Raw genomic sequence first — 19,449 nt, forward strand, 5'->3', positions numbered from 1 at the left:
TCGAACCGGACGTGGAGCAATTCCTGTGCCGGAGTGTCGGTCCCGGCGATCTGACCTGATGGCTCGGATCGGCCAGCGTCCGGACCTGAGGCGGCCGGGCGGCTGGCCCGCCACGTCGTCTTACGCGGGAGCACTCAGCAGATGCGTGGTCTGGGTGAAGCAGGGCTCCCGGCTGCTGACGGCCTGAGCGTCCTGGACACTCCGATCCGGCTCATTGTCCGGCCGCCGGGCGGAGGCGAGTTCAAGGGTTGGTGGTGGCCATCTGATCGCGAAGCTTCCGACGGGGGATGCAGTCCGTTGCCGACAGACCGCGCGGCGCGAGTCGGTGGCGCCTGCTTCGTGACGTGACCGCATCCCGCCGTCACCGAGAAGGCGAACGGACCGATCGCGGTTCGCCGTGACGGCCCGTCCCATCGGCGGAACCCGATTCCTGTCCGTGATGTTCCGGCGACGCCGCCGGAAATCGTTGGTTCCCGTGCCGTCGGAGGGCCGTCCGTTACCGGACTGAAGTCCTGATGATTTGCCCTGCGCCGGATTCGGGTCCGGGGCGGGCCGAGCGCGGCGTCTGCGCCCCGCGAGGGGCAGAGTACCGACGAAATACAACCTCAAGTGGCAAGACACGACAAATCCCGGGCTGCCCAGCCCTTGCAATCACTCATGCGTGTATGGAAGGTATCGTTAAGAACATATCGTATTATTTTATAGACAAATCACGATTGTGTTGATTGCTGCTTTTGTTGTGGACGGAGATCAGGTGATGAGCATTGCGGCCCGGCTGGCCGCGCCTGTTAGCGGGGCGCCTCGATACTGGCTGACGGCCTGGGACACGGGATCGACTCTCTTCGGGACCGGAGAGAACGATAGCCTTCTCGCCGCGGCGGTCGGGGTGACCCTGCAGGGCGGCGTGGGTGACGACGTCTACACCGTCGGCAGCAGCGCCACGCAGATCATCGAGCGGACGGACGAGGGCGTGGATACCGTCCAGGTCTGGACGGGAAGCGGCTACACCCTTTCTCCGACTCAGTCGCTCGAGAACCTGACCCTGATGGGGTCTGCCCAGGCCTGGGCCACGGGCAACGATCTTTCGAACCGGATCACCGGCAGCAGCGGGGCGAATGTCCTGGACGGTGGGAAGGGGAACGACGTGCTGGTTGGCGGCGAAGGGGCAGACCTCTTCGTCGTCTCCGCCGGGAATGGCTCAGACATCGTCCTGGACTTCGACCCGGCCCAGGGCGACCGCATCCGGCTCGACGGCACGGGCTTCCAGAACGGCGCGGCTGTTCTCGCGCATCTGTCGCAGGACGGGACGGATGCGGTGCTCGACCTCGGCGCTGGCCAGACGCTCGTCCTGGCGGGAGTGACCGCGAGCGACCTGACCGTGGACGACTTCGTCCTTCCGATCTCGACCGACGCGATGGTGCTGACCTTCCGCGACGACTTCGACAGCTTCTCGGCCCGGAGCATGGGGAGCGGGACCTGGACCACGCGGATGCCGTGGGGTGGCGACCACGCATACTTCATCGCGGACCAGGGGGGGCAGGAGGTCGCCGTTGACCCGAACTTCCGCGGCCTGACGGGGCGCGAGGCGGCGACGCCGCTCGGTCTGGACCCGTTCACCATCGATGACGGCCAGCTCATCATCCATGCGGACCCCGTCAGCGAGGCTGTGCAGCGCTATGTCGGCGGCCAGGATTTCACCTCGGGCGTGATCACCACCGAGTCGAGCTTCGCCCAGACCTACGGCTATTTCGAGTTCACCGCCGCCCTTCCCTCGCTGAAAGGCGCCTGGCCGGCCTTCTGGATGCTGCCGGCCGACTTCGTCGGTGGCTCCGAGATCGATCTTCTGGAGAGCGTGGGCCTTGAGCAGGGGAGCATCCATGTCCAGACCCACTCGCTGACCGAGGAGAACATGGCGGGGGGCTGGGTGCCTGCCGGCGACTACACGGCCCAGCACCGCTACGGCGTTCTCTGGACACCGTACGAGATCTCCTTCTACGTCGATGGCCATCAGGTGTTCAGCACCGGCACGCCCACCGACATGAACCGGGCCATGTACCTGATCGCCTCGCTCGGGATGGGCGGAAACTGGGGTGGCGCCGTCGCGGAAGGCTCCAGCGCTCGGCTGGCCATCGACAGCATCGTGGCCTGGCAGCTTCCGGAGTACACGCTGGAGGGATACACGCTGCGCGAATCCGCGGCGTCGGTGACGACCATTCTGGGCGGCGAAGGAGAGGTGGCGGCGGGCACGGCGCGCGCAGACCTCCTGCAGGCGGCGGGATCGGCCACGCTGGCCGGCGGCGATGGCGACGACACCTATCTCGTGACACGCGCCGGGACCGTCGTGCAGGAAGCCTTCGACGCCGGGATCGATACGGTGCGGACAGGCATCTCCTTCGCGCTGTCCGTCAACGTCGAGAACCTTGTCCTGACCGGCGGTGGCGCGATCGACGGAACCGGCAACAGCCAGTCCAACATCCTGACCGGCAATGCAGGGGCCAACCGGCTGAAAGGTGGGCAGGGCAACGACGTCCTGACCGGCGGCGGTGGCGCGGACGTCTTCTGCATCGCCAAGGGAGATGGATCCGACATCATCACCGACTTCTCCGGCGAGGATCGGGTGGCCCTGACGGGCTTTGCCTTCGCGAGCTTCGCCGATCTCCGCGCGGCCATGACCCAGGTGGGCGGCGACGTCCATCTGCGGCTCGGCTCCTATGAGACCCTCGTCTTTCGCGACTGGCTGGTCGGGGACTTCGCGGCCGACGATTTCGTCCTCCCCGCGACGTCGCCGGTCAGCGGCGCGTCGATCCGGTGGTACGAGGGCGGCGCCGGGGCGGACCGGTTCGAGGGCACCTCCGCCAATGAGACGTTCCAGGGCCATGGCGGCTCCGACACCCTGGCGGGCGGAAAAGGGGACGATGTCTACGAGGAACCCTTCGGCGCCACGATCATCGAACGCCCGGGCGAGGGAGTGGATACGGTCCACGTCTGGGGCGGCAGCTACACGCTTCCCGAGAATGTCGAGAACCTCGTGCTCTTCGGCAAGGCGGCCGGCCGGGGCAACGCCGCCGCCAACGCCCTGACGGGGTCCGATGGCAACGACACGCTGGACGGCCTGGGCGGGGACGACTGGCTCGACGGCGGCGGCGGGATCGACAGCATGGCCGGCGGTGCGGGCAACGACACCTACTATGTCGACCGCACGGCCGATGTGGTGTCCGAGGCGGCCGGCGGCGGGACGGACACGATCTACACGTCCGTGAGCTACACGCTGTCCGGCAGCCAGGATGTCGAAGTCCTGCGCGCCGCCGCCGGGGCGGGAGGTCTGTCGCTGGCCGCGAACGCGCTGAACAACCAGCTCTATGGCGGCGCGGGCAGCGACACGCTCAGGGGTGGCGGCGGTGCCGATGTTCTCGTCGGCAACGCCGGCGCGGATTCCCTGGTCGGCGGCATCGGCAACGACGCCTACTATGTCGATGCGGGCGACATCGTCATCGAGGCGGACGGCGGCGGCAATGACGTGGTGTATGCGTCGGCCAACTACTCTCTCGGCGCGGGCCAGGAGATCGAGTTCCTCAACGCGAATGCCGGCTCGGTTGGCCTTGCGCTCACCGGCAACGAGCTTGCCAACCGGCTGACAGGGGGCGGCGGGGCCGACACCTTGGCCGGCGGGGCCGGCAACGACCTCTATTACGTCGGCGCGGGAGACCTGGTGCAGGAAGGGGCCGGCGGCGGGACGGACATCGTCTACGCCTCCACGAGCTACACCCTCGGCGCCGGCCAGGAGATCGAGTTCCTGATCGCCAATGCCGGCTCCACCGGGCTGACCCTCACGGGCAACCAGATCGCGAACCAGCTCTGGGGCGGGGGCGGGGCCGACACCCTCATCGGCGGGGGCGGCGACGACCTCTACTATGTCGGCGCGGGCGACAGCGTGCAGGAGAGTGCCGGCGGCGGGACCGACACGATCTTCACCTCCGTCAGCATGACCTTGTCGGCCGGACTGGATGTCGAGGTGCTCCGGGCGATCACGGGCGTCGGCGGCCTGCGGCTCACCGGCAACGAGCTGGCGAACCAGATCTTCGGTGCCAACGGCGCGGACAGCCTGAGCGGCGGCGCGGGCGGGGACGTGCTGGTCGGGGCGGCCGGGGCCGACACGTTGAACGGCGGCGCCGGCATCGACATCCTGATCGGCGGAGAGGGGCGCGATGTCTTCGTTCTCGGCAAGCTGGCCTCCAGCCAGGACACGATCAGCGATTTCGTCAGCGGCACCGACCTGCTGCAGGTCTCCGCTTCCGCCTTCGGTGGCGGGCTCACGGCCGGAGCCCTGAGCGCCGCCCGGTTCCGGACCAACGCCACCGGCCTGGCCAGCGACGCCGGCGACCGCTTCATCTACAGCACCGCGACCGGAGCCCTGTTCTTCGACGCGGATGGCAGCGGGGCAGGCGCCAGCGTCCACATCGGCACCCTCACCGGCCATCCAGCACTCGCCGCGAGCGACTTCACCATCGTCGCCTAGTTCCCAATCGGGCCGACGGCGTCGCCGGACGCCGTCGGCCCGATCCGTTCCGACAAGGGCGCCGCCTAGCCTGTCATTCCGCCGGGCGTCCTGGCCCGAAGTCGCTGGCCTGGCCGCGGAGCTTTCTCCATTCTCCGCGGCCGCAAGGGCGGGTTGGACGATATGCGGATTGTGTGGGTCGGCAAGGAACCGGAGCCGGGCGGCAGGGCGGGGGACGAGGTCTTCGACAACCGGAGCATCGCGGCCTTGCGGCAACTCGGCCACGAGGTGGAGCGACTGCATCCCCGTCGGGTCAGCCGGTTGCGCGAGATGGCGAACCTTGTCCTCGGCGTTCCCCACTATCGCAGCTGGTACGCGGATCGGGGCAACCAGGCGCGCGTCGAGGCGGCCGCGCGGGATGCCGACGCGTTGGTGATCTCCTGGGAGCCTCTCGACGTGCTGCGGGCGCCCCCCGGGACGGCGGCGTTGTTGATCCTGCACAACGTCACCAGCCAGTCCCTGCCCGCGCTTTTTCCGGGCAGCCGGATCCCGGCGCTTCTCGCGTCCTTTGCAGGACGCTGGGAGAGGCGGCGCTACCGGGCCGACGAGGCGAAGGCGGTGGCAGCCCTGTCCCGTCGCGACATGGCATTCCTCGCGGCGATTCCGGGCGTCGCCCCCGTGGTCCTGACGCTGCCGGGCATGCCGCCGCTCGAGCCGCTGGCGGAGGACGCCGTGCTCGTCCGCGAACTCGTCGTGTCAGGCACCTATGACTGGACCCCCAAGCGGCGGGATCTGCTGCAGTTCCTGAGGGAGTATCGGTCCGTTGCGGATCGGGTGCCCGTGCTGGGCGACGGGTGGCCACCGGAGGCGGAGGCGATCCTGCGGCCGCAGCCGCTGCCGGCCGGCGATATTTCCCGGGAGATCCGCTTTGGCATTGTCTCGGACCGCTTCGAGGCAGGGCACAAGCTGAAGACGGGGGCCTACATCGCCGCCAACCAGATCGTCCTGTCCTTCTCGGATGCGGGACACGACTTCGAAGGGATCCCCGACCGGGACCTCTTCATCCGGCGGGTCGCGCATGCGTCGGACATCGGGGGCCATATTGCCTCCGTCGCGTCCATCCCTCCGGACGAACTCCGGGACCGGCTGCGCCTCTTCAAGCAGCGATGTGCCGAGCGCTTCCGCTGGTCTGGCGTCGCCGAGACGATCGCGCAGGTGCTGGAAGCGCAGCTCGCCGAAGCCGGGCGGATCTCGTCCGCGGGTTCGTCGAAGCCCGCCTAGCGCACCGAGGGAGCAATGGGGGCCGGCGGCGTGGCGCCGCCGGCAGGGCATCCTTCAGCGGGTCCGATGCAGTATGCACGGACAAAGTCGATCTCCATGCGCGCGCGGCCCTCGTCCGGCGCGCGGAAGCCGAGCTGCCGGTTCCAGTCGCCGTCCGTCCCCATGCTGATCAGGAGGTACATCGGCGCGTGCAGCCCGGGGTTCCGGAACTCGGCGATCACGCGGTCGTCTCGGTAATAGACGAGGCGCTCGGCCGTCCAGAGCACACCGTAGGTGTGGAAGCCCTGGCTGAGGTCGGCGGTGCGCAGGTCGAAGCGGGCGCTGTCCTTTGAGCCGTCGGGGCGCGTCCATTGATGCCCGCCATAGTGCCGGTCGGTCTCGGCGGCGAGCACCTCCATCACGTCGATCTCGTCATGCGTCCCGGCTTGCCCCAGGAGCCAGAAGGCGGGCCATGCGCCCCGCATGCGGGGGACTCTGATCCGGGCCTCGAAATATCCGTAGCGCTGGCGGTAGCTCCGCTCCGTCGACAGCATGCCCGCGGTGAAGCGGGGTACGGGGCGGGGGCCCGAGTACCAGCTCGGCCAGGCCGCGGCGACCGCATCGCGCACACGGCGGTCGGCCGGCTCCACCAGAAGGGACAGGACACCGTCCCGCACCGGAAAGGGGTGGATGCCCAACCGGAGATAGGTCGGGTCCATGAAGATCTGCGATTCCGTGTTCTGGCCCAGCCCGCGGGAGAGTGGCGTATCGCCACTGTGGAAGAACTTCGTTCTCCATCGCTCGCGCCCGCAGAACTCCGCGCACCAGTCCACCGGTGCGTCGAACTCCTCGCCCCAGGCCGGCCGCAGCCCGCTGCGGTCGAGGCGGTCGCCGACGGCCGAGCGGGCACCGGGTGCCGTGCCGAGAGACAAGCAGGCGATGAGGAGGAGGCACGCCGCCCGGCGTGCTCTCCGGCCCGGCCAGCGCATCTCAGACCTCTTGCGCCCCGGCCTGTCCCAGCGGGCGCGAACGCCGGGTGAAGAGGCTGCGGAGGGTGGACCGCCGGTGGGGATGACGGCTCTGCTCGAGAATGCGCTCGAAGCGGCGCGCGATGTCTTCGACCACGAAATGCTTCTCCGCATAGGCGCGGCCTGCAGCGCCGGCCTGCTCGCGCAGGGCATGATCGCGCCGGAAGCGAAGCGCCGCCTCGCGGAAAGCGTCGACATCTCCTGCCCGAACCTGCACCCCGGCCCCCGCCTCGGTCACGATCCGCGAGGAGAGGTTCTCCGAGGGAGCCGCCAGCAGGATGGGACGTCCTGCACAGAGGTAGCTCAGCACCTTGGATGGCACGGAAAACTCGCCCGCATCATCCTCCAACACCGCGATGAGGACGTCGGCCGAGGCGAGGACATCGGGGAATACCGACATGGGCTGCTGCGGGAGCAGCACGAGGTTATCGAGCGGCTCTTCCGCCAGCCGGGCCCGCAGCAGATCCGTGCCGACGCCGGCGGAGACCACGCCGACCCGCAAGTCGGGATCGTCCTTGAACGACCGGGCCAAGTCCCAGAGCAGGCCGGGATTGTGCTTCAGCGCCAGCGTCCCGGTGTAGAGGAAGGTGAAGCGGTCCGCGAAGCCGTTCGCCTCGGCCCAGGGGTTGCGCTTCGCGCCGGGAGAGATGGCCTCGATCGGTCCCCAGTTCGGGACCACGTGGATCGGACGTGTCCCGTCGACGCCCGGCGGGAGGTAGCGGCGGAAGTCCTCGCTGATCAGGACGATGCTGTCGCTCCGCCGCAGCATGCGCGTCTCGAGGTTCCGATAGTGGGTGGCCATCAGCCGGCGGAACGCGCTGCCCTTCTGCGCGACCAGGTGCTGGATGGCGACGCTGTAGAAATCCTGCACCCAGAACACGAAGCCCGCGCCGACCGAATGGGCCGCGGCCTGAATGGCGGCCTGGGAGTCGAGCGGCGTGTTGCCGGAGATGACCACCTCCGGCCGGAAGCGGCGGATGGCCCGGGCGGCCACACGGCCGTAGAGCAGGTCCGCCACGGCCCGATAGACGTAGCGTGTCTTGCTGTAGCGCATCGGAATGCTGACGGGCGCGATCGAGAAGGTCTCCGGGTCGTCCGGGAGCCGCGTCGTCTGCCCCTTCGGGCCGGCATCCCCCGCGAAGTAGAAGTGCCGCACCTCATGCCCCAGGCGAGCGAGGCTCCGGGACAGTTCGAACTGGAAGGGATGGCCGGCGTAGTCGTGGACGGCGATGCGCATCGGCGGTGTCGATCCTTCTCGGTTGCGACGGGCCGTTGGACCCTCCGCGCTACAGGCTCCCGGGATCCCTGCGGTCAGGTCGAATCGACGCCCGAACGAGGGCCGTTTCCCCAGATTCATTTTTGAAGTGCTGAACTCTACGTAGGGGATATGTCCGGGATCGCCAACAAAGAAAGAATGTTTGGCGAAGTGAAGGAATTCACGTTTTCGGCGGGCGTCGATTCAGGGAGTCCGGGACAACCACCGGTAGAAAGCGACCGGGGTACTTGCTCATCGATGCCTAGAGGGAGATGAGGTTGTTCCACTCGATTGAACCACCCGATTTCGCCACGGAGCTTAACCGCAGAGCAAGCGCCTGCAGAATTTCCCTCTGACCGATATCTAGAAATAACAATGGTATAGAAAATACTTGAAAAGTGATTTATAGAATCGATGAGCAGGGGTTCGACGCATGGTTGTGCTGCGGAAGGCAGAGTTGCATTCTATGCAAAACCGCTCGTTTGCGCCGACAAATCACTTTTTGTGCAGAGCACAATAATTACCTCAGATACTGCTTGTCGTCATTCGTGGCGGCACCCTAACTTAATCGCTCCTGGGCAAACTCTTTTCGCGACTGGAGCAGCAAATGGCCAGCAAGATGGCGCTTGTTCTCGGCGGCGGCGGTTTTATCGGCGCTCATCTCGTGTCGCGGCTGAAGCGCGAAGGCTTCTGGGTCCGCGCCGTCGACCTCAAGTATCCGGAGTATCGGGACACCGATGCGGACGACTTCGTCCAGGGCGACCTGCGCGAACAGTCCGTCGTGAAGGAGGTCATCGACCGCCGCTTCGACGAGGTGTACCAGCTCGCGGCCGACATGGGCGGTGCCGGCTACATTTTCACCGGCGAGAACGATGCCGACATCATGCACAACTCGGCGACGATCAACCTGAACGTCGTGCATGCCTGCCACATGCGCGGGATCAAGCGGGTCTTCTACTCCTCCTCCGCGTGCATGTACCCGGCCTACAACCAGGAAGATCCGGACAACCCCAAGTGCGCGGAGGACAGTGCCTACCCGGCCGCCCCCGACAGCGAGTACGGCTGGGAGAAGCTGTTCTCCGAGCGCCTGTTCCTCGCCTACAACCGCAATCACGGGATGGAGGCGCGCGTCGCGCGCTACCACAACATCTTCGGGCCGCAGGGCACCTGGACCGGCGGCAAGGAGAAGGCGCCCGCCGCGCTGTGCCGCAAGGTTGCGATGGCTCCGCAGGGCGGGGAGATCGAGGTGTGGGGCGACGGTCTCCAGACCCGCTCGTTCCTCTACATCGACGAGTGCCTGGAAGGGACGACCCGGCTGCTTCGCTCGGAGTTCCAGGGCCCGGTGAACATCGGCTCCGACGAGATGATCTCGATCCACGACCTGGCGGAACTCGTCATCGCCATCTCCGGCAAGGACGTGTCGATCCGGCACGTGCCCGGCCCGACCGGCGTGAGGGGGCGCAACTCCGACAACCGCCTGATCAAGGAGAAGCTGGGCTGGGCGCCGAGCCAGAAGCTGCGGACGGGGATCGAGTCCACGTATGGCTGGATCGAGGCTCAGGTCCGAGGCAACCAGCCGCAGACCCTGGCAGCCTAGAGTGCCACGCGCCCGCCGCGCCCCTCGGGATTGCGGCGGGCCGACGCGGAGCGCAACGTTGCGATCGCCGGGCCCGCATCGGCGGCGGATGCGCCCGCACTGAAGCGCCGATCTTGGATAGGGCAGGCCGGGATGATGGCAGCTGATCAATCCGTCCGCGACCTGCCGGACGCGCAGGCCCAGCGACCCGCGTCAGCGGGCCAGGAGCCGCATCGGAATGGCCGGATCGTACCGGGTGACGATGATGGGGCGTTCGCGCCACCGCTGATTCAGGATCTTGCGCGCTCGAAGGTTCCACCGGGCTTCCGTGGGCGGTCCGCGGTCTATGTCCAGCTCTGGTGGATCGTGCAGGCGCTGCTCGTGCATCCCTCTCCACAGGTCTTCTACGGCTGGCGCCGTTTCCTTCTCCGCTGCTTCGGGGCGCGCATCGGGAAGGGGGTTCTGATCCGCCCTTCCGTCCAGGTTACCTATCCCTGGAAGGTCGAGATCGGTGACTGGAGCTGGGTCGGCGACGACGCGAAGCTGTACAGCCTCGGTCCGATCAAGATCGGGCGGAACGCTGTCGTGTCGCAGGGAAGCCATCTCTGCGCCGGCAGCCATGACCATCGGGATCCCCGATTCACGCTCATCGCGAAGCCGATCACGATCGAGGATCAGGCGTGGGTCGCGGCGGACGCGTTCATCGCGATGGGCGTGACGGTTGGTGCCGGCGCCATCGTGGGCGCGCGATCGGTCGTCCTTCGGAATGTGCCGCCGATGGTGATCGCCTGCGGCTTCCCCGCCCGCGTCATCGGCCCCCGCGAGATGGGGCCAAGGCGTGAGGAGGAAGCGGGGCCCGAATGTGCGCCACCTCCGACGGAGCCCGGCGCCACACGCCGCTGAGATCCGAAGGACAGGGGTCCGGCGTGTTCTCTCGGAACTTCCGTGGCAAAGACTCGGGCTGATTGCGGGAACTCCGTCTCTCTTGCCTGGTCATCAGGCCCCACCGGTCCGGATGCGGCGCGGACGAGAGGATCGGCCGTCGGTTCCGATCCGCGTTCCGCGCGGTCGATCCCCAGTCCTCTTGCCGTTCAACCCTGAACGTGATGTCGCCCGGGGGCTGACCACTTCCACCCGGTGGTCTTCAGCCCTGGCTAGAGCTTGCTCGCCTCGGGTGAGCGTCGGGGCCAGGGAAGATGACGCACGACCGCCTTTCGCGAATCCCGGTCAGTCAAGAGAAGGACGGCCGTGAACACCACCCCGCCCAAAGCAGCCCTACTGACGAGATCCAGGAAAGGGCTTTGCGGGTGGAAGAGGTTTCTGAACAGGAGAACGGCGCCCGTCATCGCGAGCGTCGCGACTAGCGGAGGCACGACCCCCCTCAGCTGAGCCCAGTGGCCGATGGGAAGGATTCGGTGGACCACCGAGGTGGTCACGGCGAGCGGAATGAGCACCGGCAAGACCCAGAACAGCAGAGCGTCAACCGTGCCCATCGGGCGAAACAGGAGAAGCCCACCGATCGTGAGGATCAGCTGGACGCCCGCATTGTAGAACGACCAGCGCACATGCCCCAGTGCGCGGAGGACGAAGGAGCCCGGAAGCCGGATGAAGCCGACGATGGCACCGACGCACAGCACCTGCACGAGGGGTGTGACAGGTCCCCACCCCGGCCCAAGCACCAGTGGAACCAGCACATCGGCACAGAGTGCCAGGCCCGCGAACAGAGGAAGCGTGGCCGTGCTGACGAGCTTCGTGACCAGAAGGAGGGCTCGGCCCATCTCCTGCGGATCGGCCTGATTCTTCGACAAGGCCGGGAAGCTGAAGTTCATCAGGGCCACCGTGAGGATCACCTGAGGGGTGGTGGTGAGTCGGAAGGCCAGATTCAGGTAACCGGCAGCCGACAGGCCCATCAGCGCGGTGACGATCAACGTGAAGCCCTGAAGCCGAATCGCTGACAGGGCGTGCATGCAAGCGTACGGAAATGCGAACCGCACGAGTGGCCAGAGCGCGCGCAGGTTGTGGGAATGCAGATTGGGACGTCCGGCGCGAGCATGGAGCACGATCGTGTTCGCCGCGACCGACGTGGTGTACTGAACGATCAAGGCCCAGGCGCCCCCACCCACGAAGGCGGTGCCCAGTCCAAGCAGGGCCCCCGTGATCCGGCCGGCAATCGATGCGCGCGCCACCTCCTGATGCTGGAACTCCCGCCGAAGCCGGGCATTCATGATGCCCAGCGCGCCGCTGAAGGGCAGCGAAAGCGCCGCCCCGAACAGCAGGGACGCTGGCCGCGCGTAATCCGGCGGGGCGAAGGCTAAGAAGAGCGCGGACAGGCCGAGAAGCGCGATCGCCACCGCCAGCACGGCCCAGAGCGCACGGCCGAACATGTCTTCGTCCACCGAGCGGTTCTGGATGAGCGCGTCATGGAAGAAACCTTCCACGAAGAGGTTCGCGAGCTGGACCGTGCCCACGAGCAGCGCCGCGATCCCGAATTCGCTTGCGCCGACCCAGCGCGCCATCAACAGCATCGTGCCGACGAGCAGGAGCGCGTTTCCCACCGTCTCGGTCGCGACCCAGACGAGGGACCGGGGGTTCAGACCTGTTGGATTCACCCTGGCCCCTCCGGCGCGCTTGCACCAGGACACACTACAAGGAACGTGCCGCGCGACTTCGACGGCTCGCGGCATGTGCCACATTGTCAGCGCATCGAAAAGTGTTTGCGGTGCAGCATTCCCTGTGTTGATGTGCCCATGCTCCTCTCGTATTCGAGCCTTTACTCATCTGGAAGAGAGCATCATGGCCGATCCATCAGTCGACCATCCTGCTGCGCGGGGCGGGGCGGCGAGTGATTGCATCGTCGTGACGGCGGCCGATGCGCGATACTTCGTCTACGCACAAGAGCTCATCCGGTCCATTCGCGCCTCCTCCTCAGTGAGCATCGCGATCGGGTTCCTCGATCTCGGCGTGCAGGAGGACCAGCGCGATTGGCTTCGGGCCCAGGGTGTCGCACTCGGCCAGCCGCAATCCGGCCTGCGCCTCAAGGACCACGAGGAGGTGAGCGGGAAGTTCGGCTATCTCGCCCGCCCGTTCCTGCGGGAGAGCTTCCCGGGCTATGCGACCTATATCTGGCTCGATGCGGACACCTGGCTGCAGGACGCCTCTGCGCTCACGATGCTGCAGGCCGCGGCGGAGGCGGACGGGGCGGCGGTCGTGCGGCAGAATGAGCGTGCCTACCGCTTCTGGCCCTGGCTCATCGGTTGGCAACTGAAGCACTTCGTCCTGGGCTATGGCGTGCTGAATGGGCTGCGCCTCGCGGCCTGTCCCCATATCAACAACGGGGTCTTCGCGATGAGGGCCACGGCCCCGCATTGGGAATTGTGGCAGCGCCGCTATCAATCGGCACTGGACCGCACCGGCAACCCGGCGCCGCACGACCAGTTCGGGTTGAATGCCGCCGTCTATCTGGACCGGCCGCGAACGACCTTCCTTCCCGCGACCTGCAACTGGATCGCCGACCTGGCGACGCCGATGTGGGACGAAGAAACGGAGCGCTTCTGCAAGCCCTACCCGCCCCATGAGACGATCGGACTGCTGCATCTTGCGGGGCCGGCCAAGACGGCGGAGGTCGAGGTGCGGACAACCCGTGGACGGTCCCTTCGCACGCGCTTGCGCTACGGCGCCAACGTGCCCGCCGTGGCGGAAACTGCGCCCGCCCTGCCTTCCGCCCCGGTCCGCAACCCGGTCCGCATCTGACACCCCGCGAGCAGGATGACGAAGCGGCATGTCCACGACCCTGAGCACGAAGCCGTCCTTCTCCGAAGCCTATGACAGGTATGCGACCGCCACAGAGAAGATGTTCATGTCCATGGCGGAGGCTTGTGACCTCTCGGCCGATCTCGCCAGGGCGGTGGAGGCGATGGGTGGGTTGCCCGATCTCGTCGTCGGGTTGGCCAATGGCGCGCTGCTGCCGACGAAGATCGTGGCCGATGAGCTCGATCGTCCCTTCGAGATCGTCCGGATTCGTCGGGAGAGCAGCCGCCATAAGCAGCGCTTCCTGGCGATCAAGCAGGCACTCCGCCTGCCCACCTGGCTCGTGACGCTGAAGCCGCTCATGCATGTCTGGCGCGTGTATCAGGAGCGCTACAGCAAGCTTGAGGCCGCGCCGGACGTGTTCTCGTTCGATGTGCGCGGGAAGGACGTGGTCGTCGTGGATGATGCCGTGCACACCGGCGCCTCCGCTCGCCATGTCGTCGATGAGCTGCGAGGTCGTGGTGCGGCAAGCGTCCGCGTGGCCGTGCTGTGCTGGTATGAGGGGATCGGGGACTCCGGTGACTGGCGTCCCGATATCTACCTTCATCGCAAGGACCAGTATTACCCCTGGTCCAGCAACAGCCCGCACCTGCCGGAGTTCCTTGCCTGGGTCCGACAGAATGGCCTGAGCTACTGGGAGTAGGCGGGGGCATGCTTCTGCTTCTCGACCTCGACGGCGTGGTGGTGTTCGAGGCATCGCCGCCACAGGTGCAGGCGATGGAGATCCTGCTCCTGCACGAGCTGCTGGGCGAAATGCTGACCGAGCTGGCGCTGCCGGTCGTGGTTCTCACGCATCGGTCGCGCCGGGAGGCCACGCGTATCCTTCGGGCCGCCGGGCTTGAAGAGGGCCGGGAGCTGGCGGGCGTGATGGCCGCAGAGGACCTGTTCCAGGCCGCGCTCCGACATGGCGGCCCCTTGCGGCTCCTCTCCCGAGGTCTGCGGAAGAGCTGGATCCTCCCCGTGATCGAGCAACGCTTCGGGGTGCCGCGCGGAAAGATCGCCTTCATCGACGACCGCCTGGACAATCTCGAAGATCTTCTGGCCCATGGCATCGGGCTGGGCCTGCATGCCCCCTCCGCCATCGCGGATGACGGGGCGAGCCTGACGAGCTTCGACATCCGGGAACTGGTGAGCCAACTGCGCGAGTGGCAGGCCGCCCCGCGGAAGCCAGGTCTCATCACCCTGCGGCCACAGCAGTACGACCTGATGGCGTGGCGGCGGACCGGCCTGCACACGCGTCATGAGGGAAGACACGCCTTCAACCTGGCCCGCGCAACCGCGCGGCGCGTCCGTGCCCTCCTAAGTCGCGGCTGAGCGACCCCGCGCCGGAGCGATCCTCACGGGATCAGCTCGGGCTCCTTCGCGGCGGCAAGGAGGGGCACCGATCGAGGGCTGCTCTGCGCATAGCCGGCATAGTAGCTTGCCGCCTCCAACCGCCCGGGCTGCACGCGCGTGAGCACGGTGTAGGTTCGCTCGCGCGCATTTTCGGGCAGGCGCTGGATCGCCTCGCTGACCATGTCCATCGGCGTCCGGTCCCATCCGACGGCGAGCAGGACGACGTCGCTCTGCTTCGACAGGATCGTGGCGTCGGCCACCCGCATGATCGGAGGGCTGTCGAGCACCACGATCTGGTACTCGGACCGGGCGCGCTGCATCAGCGCCTCGAACGCCGCCGATTCGATCAGGCTCTGCGGATGCGTGGAGGAGCGGTCCGACACGAGGCAGTGCAGTCCCGATGCCTTGTCCACGTGGACGGCGTCCAGGATGGTCGCGCGGCCTTCCAGCACGCTCTCGAGGCTCGGCCGCGAGCGCGGAAGCTTCAGCGCTGCCGCGACGCGGGGACGCCGCATGTCAGCCTCGATCAGCAGCACCCGCAGGCCATCGGCCGCGCAGATCTGGGCAAGCGACAGGCTCAGGGTGGTCTTTCCATCGCCGACGCTGGGTGAGGTGACGAGGATCGTCGATGCGCCCTGGCGCGTGCTCATGGCCAGGTTGATGCGGAGCGCGCGGAGTGTCTCCGCGATGCCGGATGCGGATTGCTCGAGCACCATCCGGGGCATGCCCCGGCGGATGCCGCCGCTCAACGCCGGCAGGCTGGCCAGGACCCGGGTTCCCGTCACGTCGGAAAGGTCGCGGACGGAGAGGATCGTGCTCCGCCTCATGCGCCACAGCAGCAGCAGGGCGGCGCAAAGGGCCGCTCCGGCCACGGCGCCGAAAACGCCGACGACGGCGGCACTGGGCCCCTTCGGGCGAACGGGAACCGCGGCCGGAGAGATGATGCGCGCCGCGGGGAACTGCGCATTGAACAGGCTGGTCTGCTCCGTCCGCAGCAGGAAGGCCTGGTAGACCTGCCGGCGCGCATCCGCCTCGCGCGTCAGCTGGGCCAGGGTCACGCCCGCCTCAACCCCTTGGCGGGCGGCGCTGCGCGAACCCGTCAGGGCGGCCTGCGCGCTCTCGAGGCGGCTGCGGGCCGCGTCCACGTCGCGACGCAGGGCGGTCGTCAGCTTGCCGACCTCGCCATCGATCTGGCGCCGGAGGTCGCGCAGCTCGGCCTCGGCCGCGATCCGGTCAGGATGCTGGGAGGCGAGGCGCTGCGACATGGTGGCGAGGCGCTGCATCGTCTCGGCCTCGCGGTCCCGGAGCTGACGGATCGTGGGCGACGCCAGAGCCTCCACGGTGGCACCTCGTGCGCCGGACCCCTGTGCTGCGTCCAGAGCGGCCTGTGCGCGCGCAAGCTCCTGGCGCGCCGCCGCGACGCGGGTCTGCTCCTCGGCCAGCTGCAGCGAGCTCAAGGGACCGGATGATGTCTCGACCAGGCCGGTCTCGCGGCGGAGGGCCTGGATGCGGGCATCCGCCACCTCCACCTCCTGGCGCAGGGCTTCCAATCGCTCTGAGAGCCAGCGGTTCGCCTGCTCGGTGGATTGTCCTTTGAAGGCGAGATCGAGTGCGATGTACCGCTCCATGAGGGTGTTCACCACGCGTGCGGCGATCTCTGGCGCCGGTGAGGTGAAGCGGACACCGATGACGTTGCTGTTGTCGTTCGTCCGGATCTCCAGGCGGCGCTCGACGTCCTCGGCCAGCCGGCCGCGTTGGTCCTCGGCCGACGGAGCGGAGGTGCCGGACGCGGCCATGCCGAAGCCGGCGAGTTCACGAAGGCTGTTCAGTGCGCCCCCGATTGCCCCGCCGATGCGCGTCCGAAGTGACGGGCCCTCGTCGGCGGCAGCTTCCGGCAGCACCGACGTCCGCTCCGCCACGTCCGCAGCGAGGCGGTGGGAGCGGAGTACGTCGGCCTCTGTCCGGATGCGCTGGCTCGGCTGCACCGTTGCCACGGGCGCCAGATTCAGCTCGGGGATGACCGGCGTCTGACTCTCGATGAGCAGAAGCCCTTCCGCCGCGTACTGCTTCGGCATGGCATGCTGGGCGACGTAGCCGGCCGCGCCGGAGAGAAGCGCCGCGGCGACCAGAAGGGCCTTATTCCGCCACAAGAGCAGCAGGACGTCGGCAAGTTGCATGGTCGAGCATTCTCCATCGACGGCGGCCACCAGTCCTCCCTGCGCGGTCAGGGAGAAGCTTGCGGAATGGGGCCGGAATCGTTTCAGCTGCAGTGCAGCATAGACGTCCGTGCTGTTACTTGGAAACTACATCACTGTGATCGAGAGAATGTTTGAGCCCCAATAAGGTAAGCTTGGCGTTCTGGAACTTGCGCCACAAGTAAAGACGGCCGCCTGATGCTACTGGAAGTTGAAGGATTTCGGCGCACAACATCGGGATTCGCGTGTCGGGACTGCGGCCTCACGGTTCAAATGCCGCTTCGCCGACGCAGCATCGAATCGTGACGTCGGCGAACGGTCCGGGTCGCGAAGGCCTTCATCGTGCCGCCATCAGCGAACCGCCAAAGATGGCTCTGGCGCGTGTTGCGCCGATCGCTTGCTCCGGCGCCTTCGTGACAACACAGAACGCGAAGATCAACGGCACCAGGATCGGGCTGAGGAGGTAGCCACCGGTCAGGTGAAAGATGACGCAGAGCGCCACTTTCAGCGCGAGCGGAATCTGCCCGTCGGCGGAGGAGATGAAGAGCAGGAGGTAGAGGAAGGCAGCGAGGATCCCATACTCGTACATCATCTTCAGCAGGGCCCAGGCCGCACCGAATTGCTCGGCCTGCGCGGTGATCGACCCCGCGCCGTGTCCGGAGAAGAAGAGGCTCGGGTCCACCAGCAGGTCGAAGAGCCGCTCGAAGGGAAGCATCAGCCGTGCATTGCCGCTGGCCCCCTGGCTCCCAAGCTCCTCGATGCGGCTCGTCATGGGCAGGTCGACGCCCAGCCACAACAGCACGAGCACGAGCACGCCCGCGAGGCTGGCGAGGATCAGGGTCGTGGCAGGGGCGCGGCGGAGGGCGATGAGGGGCAGTGCCACGCCCAGCATGACCATGCCGGTCGCCCCGGCGCAGGCGACGAGCGCCACGGAGAAGAGAAGAATCCGCGCCTTCGCGACCCGGGTGCAGAGCTCCAGGATGATGGCGGAGGCAAGGAATGCGGAGCAGAAGGAGGGCTCGAGGAACACCATGCCGTTGGGGCGGTTGTAGGTGATCCAGTTCTCCGTGCTCGACTCGTACATATAGCCCTGAAGCAGGAACTGGCTGGGCACATAGGGATTGATGCCGAGGGACGTGCCGGCGCCGTGGGCCAGCTGATACGCGTACTGCACGAGGACGAGCAGGGCGGGCAGGATCATCAGGGTCGAGAACAGCCGGAACAGGGCGGCGATGTCCTCCCGCTCCAGGCGGCACACCAGCACGAAGGGAAGGTAGAGCAGGAGAAGCTGCATCAGACTGGAGATGGACGGCGTGGACGAGGCGAGGACCTGCGAGGCCAGAACGGCCGCGAGGAAGGTCAGGTACAGGCAGAGGCGACGGCCATCGATCACCGCCTGGGACCGGAGCAGCATCACGGGCATGAGCAGGAAGTAAAACAGCATGGGAATGCTGAACTGCAGATCGGCGCTGACGGTCAGGCCGAACTTCTGGAGGTAGATCAGCGTGAACAGGAGCGCGCCGACGGCGCGCCGCGCGCCACCGGTCGGTGTGGGCGCCCGTGCGGCCATCGTATCGGTTCTGCTCAAAGCCTGCCCCATGCGCCACCTGCCCCGGCAACCCTCAGCGTGCCAGGGCATCCGGAAGAGCCGCCCGACGCGGCGCCCGCTCGGGGACCCGGCCGTGTCTCCCGGCGGGTGTCACCGCGTCGGGATCCGGGTGCGGAGGCCTCGGGCCGGGCTGCGAGAGCGGAGGGCCACCCGGGGCGGCCGCAAGCGGCCAGGCTGCCGTCCAGACCCCAGGCCAAGCCTTGTCCGAGGCCCGGCGTTGAGGTGCCTCGGCGGGTCTGCGCCCATGCCGCCACGAGCTGCTCTCTCCGGTCCTGGGCGGCATCGGGCAGGATGGGACCGGTAGCCGCCGGTCGTGCCTCGGCCGCGCGGCGGCCCTCCGGCCACGCATCGAGGACACGGCTCCGGTATGTCTCGGCGAGATCGGGCGTGAGCGAGTGGTAGTGCCCGACCGCCGAGATCCAGTCTCCGGACCTTGTCCTGAGGCGGCCGAGAAACGTCGCGGCGTAGCGGACATTGATCAGCGGGTCGAAGGCGTCGGAGAGCGACGTGAACGCGGCGGGGTGGTGGAACAGGTTGATCTGCATGCAGCCGACGTCGATGACCCGGACACCGCGCGCGAGCAGCTCCTCGACCGCGGCAACCGCCTCGGCCTGGCTCTCGAAGAAACGTCCCCTGCCTTCCGCGTTGATGGTCCAGGGCCAGGGATTGACCCCGCCGGACCCCGGGAGGCGGCGTCCCGCCTCCACTTGGCCGATCGCCAGGAGGACGCCGGAGGGAAGCCGCGAGGCCGTTTCGACCTGAGTGATCGCCGTGCGGCACCGCTGGCCGGGGTCGCCGGTCCCGGCGGGAGCCGGCCCCGTCGCGCCGGCCCCCATGGGGATCGTGCCCGCCAGCGCCAGGGCGCAGGAGCCGGCCAGGAGGCGTCGCC

13 protein-coding genes are annotated in these 19,449 nt (G+C 67.6%); 7 read left to right on the top strand and 6 right to left on the bottom strand.

All coding sequences use genetic code 11. The features are described from left to right. Nucleotides 1-757 precede the first annotated feature (757 nt). Both ACP6CK_RS20920 and ACP6CK_RS20925 read left to right on the top strand, forming a co-directional pair. A complete protein-coding gene (locus ACP6CK_RS20920; protein ID WP_426955242.1) occupies nt 758-4,516 on the top strand; it encodes a family 16 glycosylhydrolase in 3,759 nt (1,252 codons plus the stop codon). A 162-nt stretch (nt 4,517-4,678) separates the two neighbouring features. Further along, nucleotides 4,679-5,776, top strand: coding sequence for a hypothetical protein (locus ACP6CK_RS20925; protein WP_426955243.1), 1,098 nt, complete (start codon nt 4,679-4,681; stop codon nt 5,774-5,776). Here the strand turns inward: ACP6CK_RS20925 and ACP6CK_RS20930 are convergent. Together ACP6CK_RS20930 and ACP6CK_RS20935 are read right to left on the bottom strand one after the other, a co-directional pair. After that, complete coding sequence (locus ACP6CK_RS20930) at nt 5,773-6,744, bottom strand: glycoside hydrolase family 16 protein (protein WP_426955244.1); 972 nt, start codon at nt 6,742-6,744, stop codon at nt 5,773-5,775. The two genes, ACP6CK_RS20925 and ACP6CK_RS20930, sit on opposite strands and share 4 nt — an antisense overlap. Nucleotide 6,745: 1 nt before the next feature. After that, complete coding sequence (locus ACP6CK_RS20935; protein ID WP_426955245.1) at nt 6,746-8,020, bottom strand: glycosyltransferase family 4 protein; 1,275 nt, start codon at nt 8,018-8,020, stop codon at nt 6,746-6,748. A gap of 625 nt (nt 8,021-8,645) precedes the next feature. On the opposite strand from ACP6CK_RS20935, the gene ACP6CK_RS20940 reads away from it, so the two are divergent. Together ACP6CK_RS20940 and ACP6CK_RS20945 are read left to right on the top strand one after the other, a co-directional pair. Further along, a complete protein-coding gene (locus ACP6CK_RS20940; RefSeq protein ID WP_426955246.1) occupies nt 8,646-9,635 on the top strand; it encodes an NAD-dependent epimerase/dehydratase family protein in 990 nt (329 codons plus the stop codon). Nucleotides 9,636-9,767: 132 nt separating this feature from the next. Further along, nucleotides 9,768-10,517 (top strand): putative colanic acid biosynthesis acetyltransferase, encoded by a 750-nt coding sequence (locus tag ACP6CK_RS20945; RefSeq protein ID WP_426955247.1) that lies wholly within the window; start codon nt 9,768-9,770, stop codon nt 10,515-10,517. Nucleotides 10,518-10,768: 251 nt separating this feature from the next. On the opposite strand, the gene ACP6CK_RS20950 is transcribed toward ACP6CK_RS20945, so the two are convergent. Further along, entirely contained in the window at nt 10,769-12,223 is a 1,455-nt protein-coding gene (locus ACP6CK_RS20950; protein WP_426955248.1) for an oligosaccharide flippase family protein, read from the bottom strand. A 184-nt stretch (nt 12,224-12,407) separates the two neighbouring features. On the opposite strand from ACP6CK_RS20950, the gene ACP6CK_RS20955 reads away from it, so the two are divergent. Genes ACP6CK_RS20955 through ACP6CK_RS20965 form a run of 3 tightly spaced genes read left to right on the top strand, consistent with a single transcriptional unit; the run spans nt 12,408 to nt 14,735 of the window. Then, a complete protein-coding gene (locus tag ACP6CK_RS20955; RefSeq protein ID WP_426955249.1) occupies nt 12,408-13,364 on the top strand; it encodes a hypothetical protein in 957 nt (318 codons plus the stop codon). A 28-nt stretch (nt 13,365-13,392) separates the two neighbouring features. Then, nucleotides 13,393-14,064, top strand: coding sequence for a phosphoribosyltransferase family protein (locus tag ACP6CK_RS20960; protein ID WP_426955250.1), 672 nt, complete (start codon nt 13,393-13,395; stop codon nt 14,062-14,064). Nucleotides 14,065-14,072: 8 nt separating this feature from the next. Then, entirely contained in the window at nt 14,073-14,735 is a 663-nt protein-coding gene (locus ACP6CK_RS20965) for an HAD family hydrolase (RefSeq protein WP_426955251.1), read from the top strand. Between the two features lie 23 nt (nt 14,736-14,758). Here the strand turns inward: ACP6CK_RS20965 and ACP6CK_RS20970 are convergent, their stop codons facing one another. The 3 genes from ACP6CK_RS20970 to ACP6CK_RS20980 all read right to left on the bottom strand — a co-directional run bounded on the left by ACP6CK_RS20970 (nt 14,759) and on the right by ACP6CK_RS20980 (nt 19,396). Continuing rightward, nucleotides 14,759-16,933: a GumC family protein gene (locus ACP6CK_RS20970; RefSeq protein WP_426955252.1), complete on the bottom strand. Its 2,175-nt coding sequence runs from the start codon at nt 16,931-16,933 to the stop codon at nt 14,759-14,761. A gap of 355 nt (nt 16,934-17,288) precedes the next feature. Continuing rightward, nucleotides 17,289-18,521, bottom strand: coding sequence for a hypothetical protein (locus ACP6CK_RS20975; RefSeq protein WP_426955253.1), 1,233 nt, complete (start codon nt 18,519-18,521; stop codon nt 17,289-17,291). 14 nt (nt 18,522-18,535) lie between these two features. Continuing rightward, nucleotides 18,536-19,396 (bottom strand): lytic transglycosylase domain-containing protein, encoded by an 861-nt coding sequence (locus ACP6CK_RS20980; protein WP_426955254.1) that lies wholly within the window; start codon nt 19,394-19,396, stop codon nt 18,536-18,538. Between the last annotated feature and the right edge of the window lie 53 nt (nt 19,397-19,449).

Source organism: Muricoccus radiodurans, from assembly GCF_050154705.1.
Taxonomy (GTDB): domain Bacteria; phylum Pseudomonadota; class Alphaproteobacteria; order Acetobacterales; family Acetobacteraceae; genus Roseomonas; species Roseomonas radiodurans.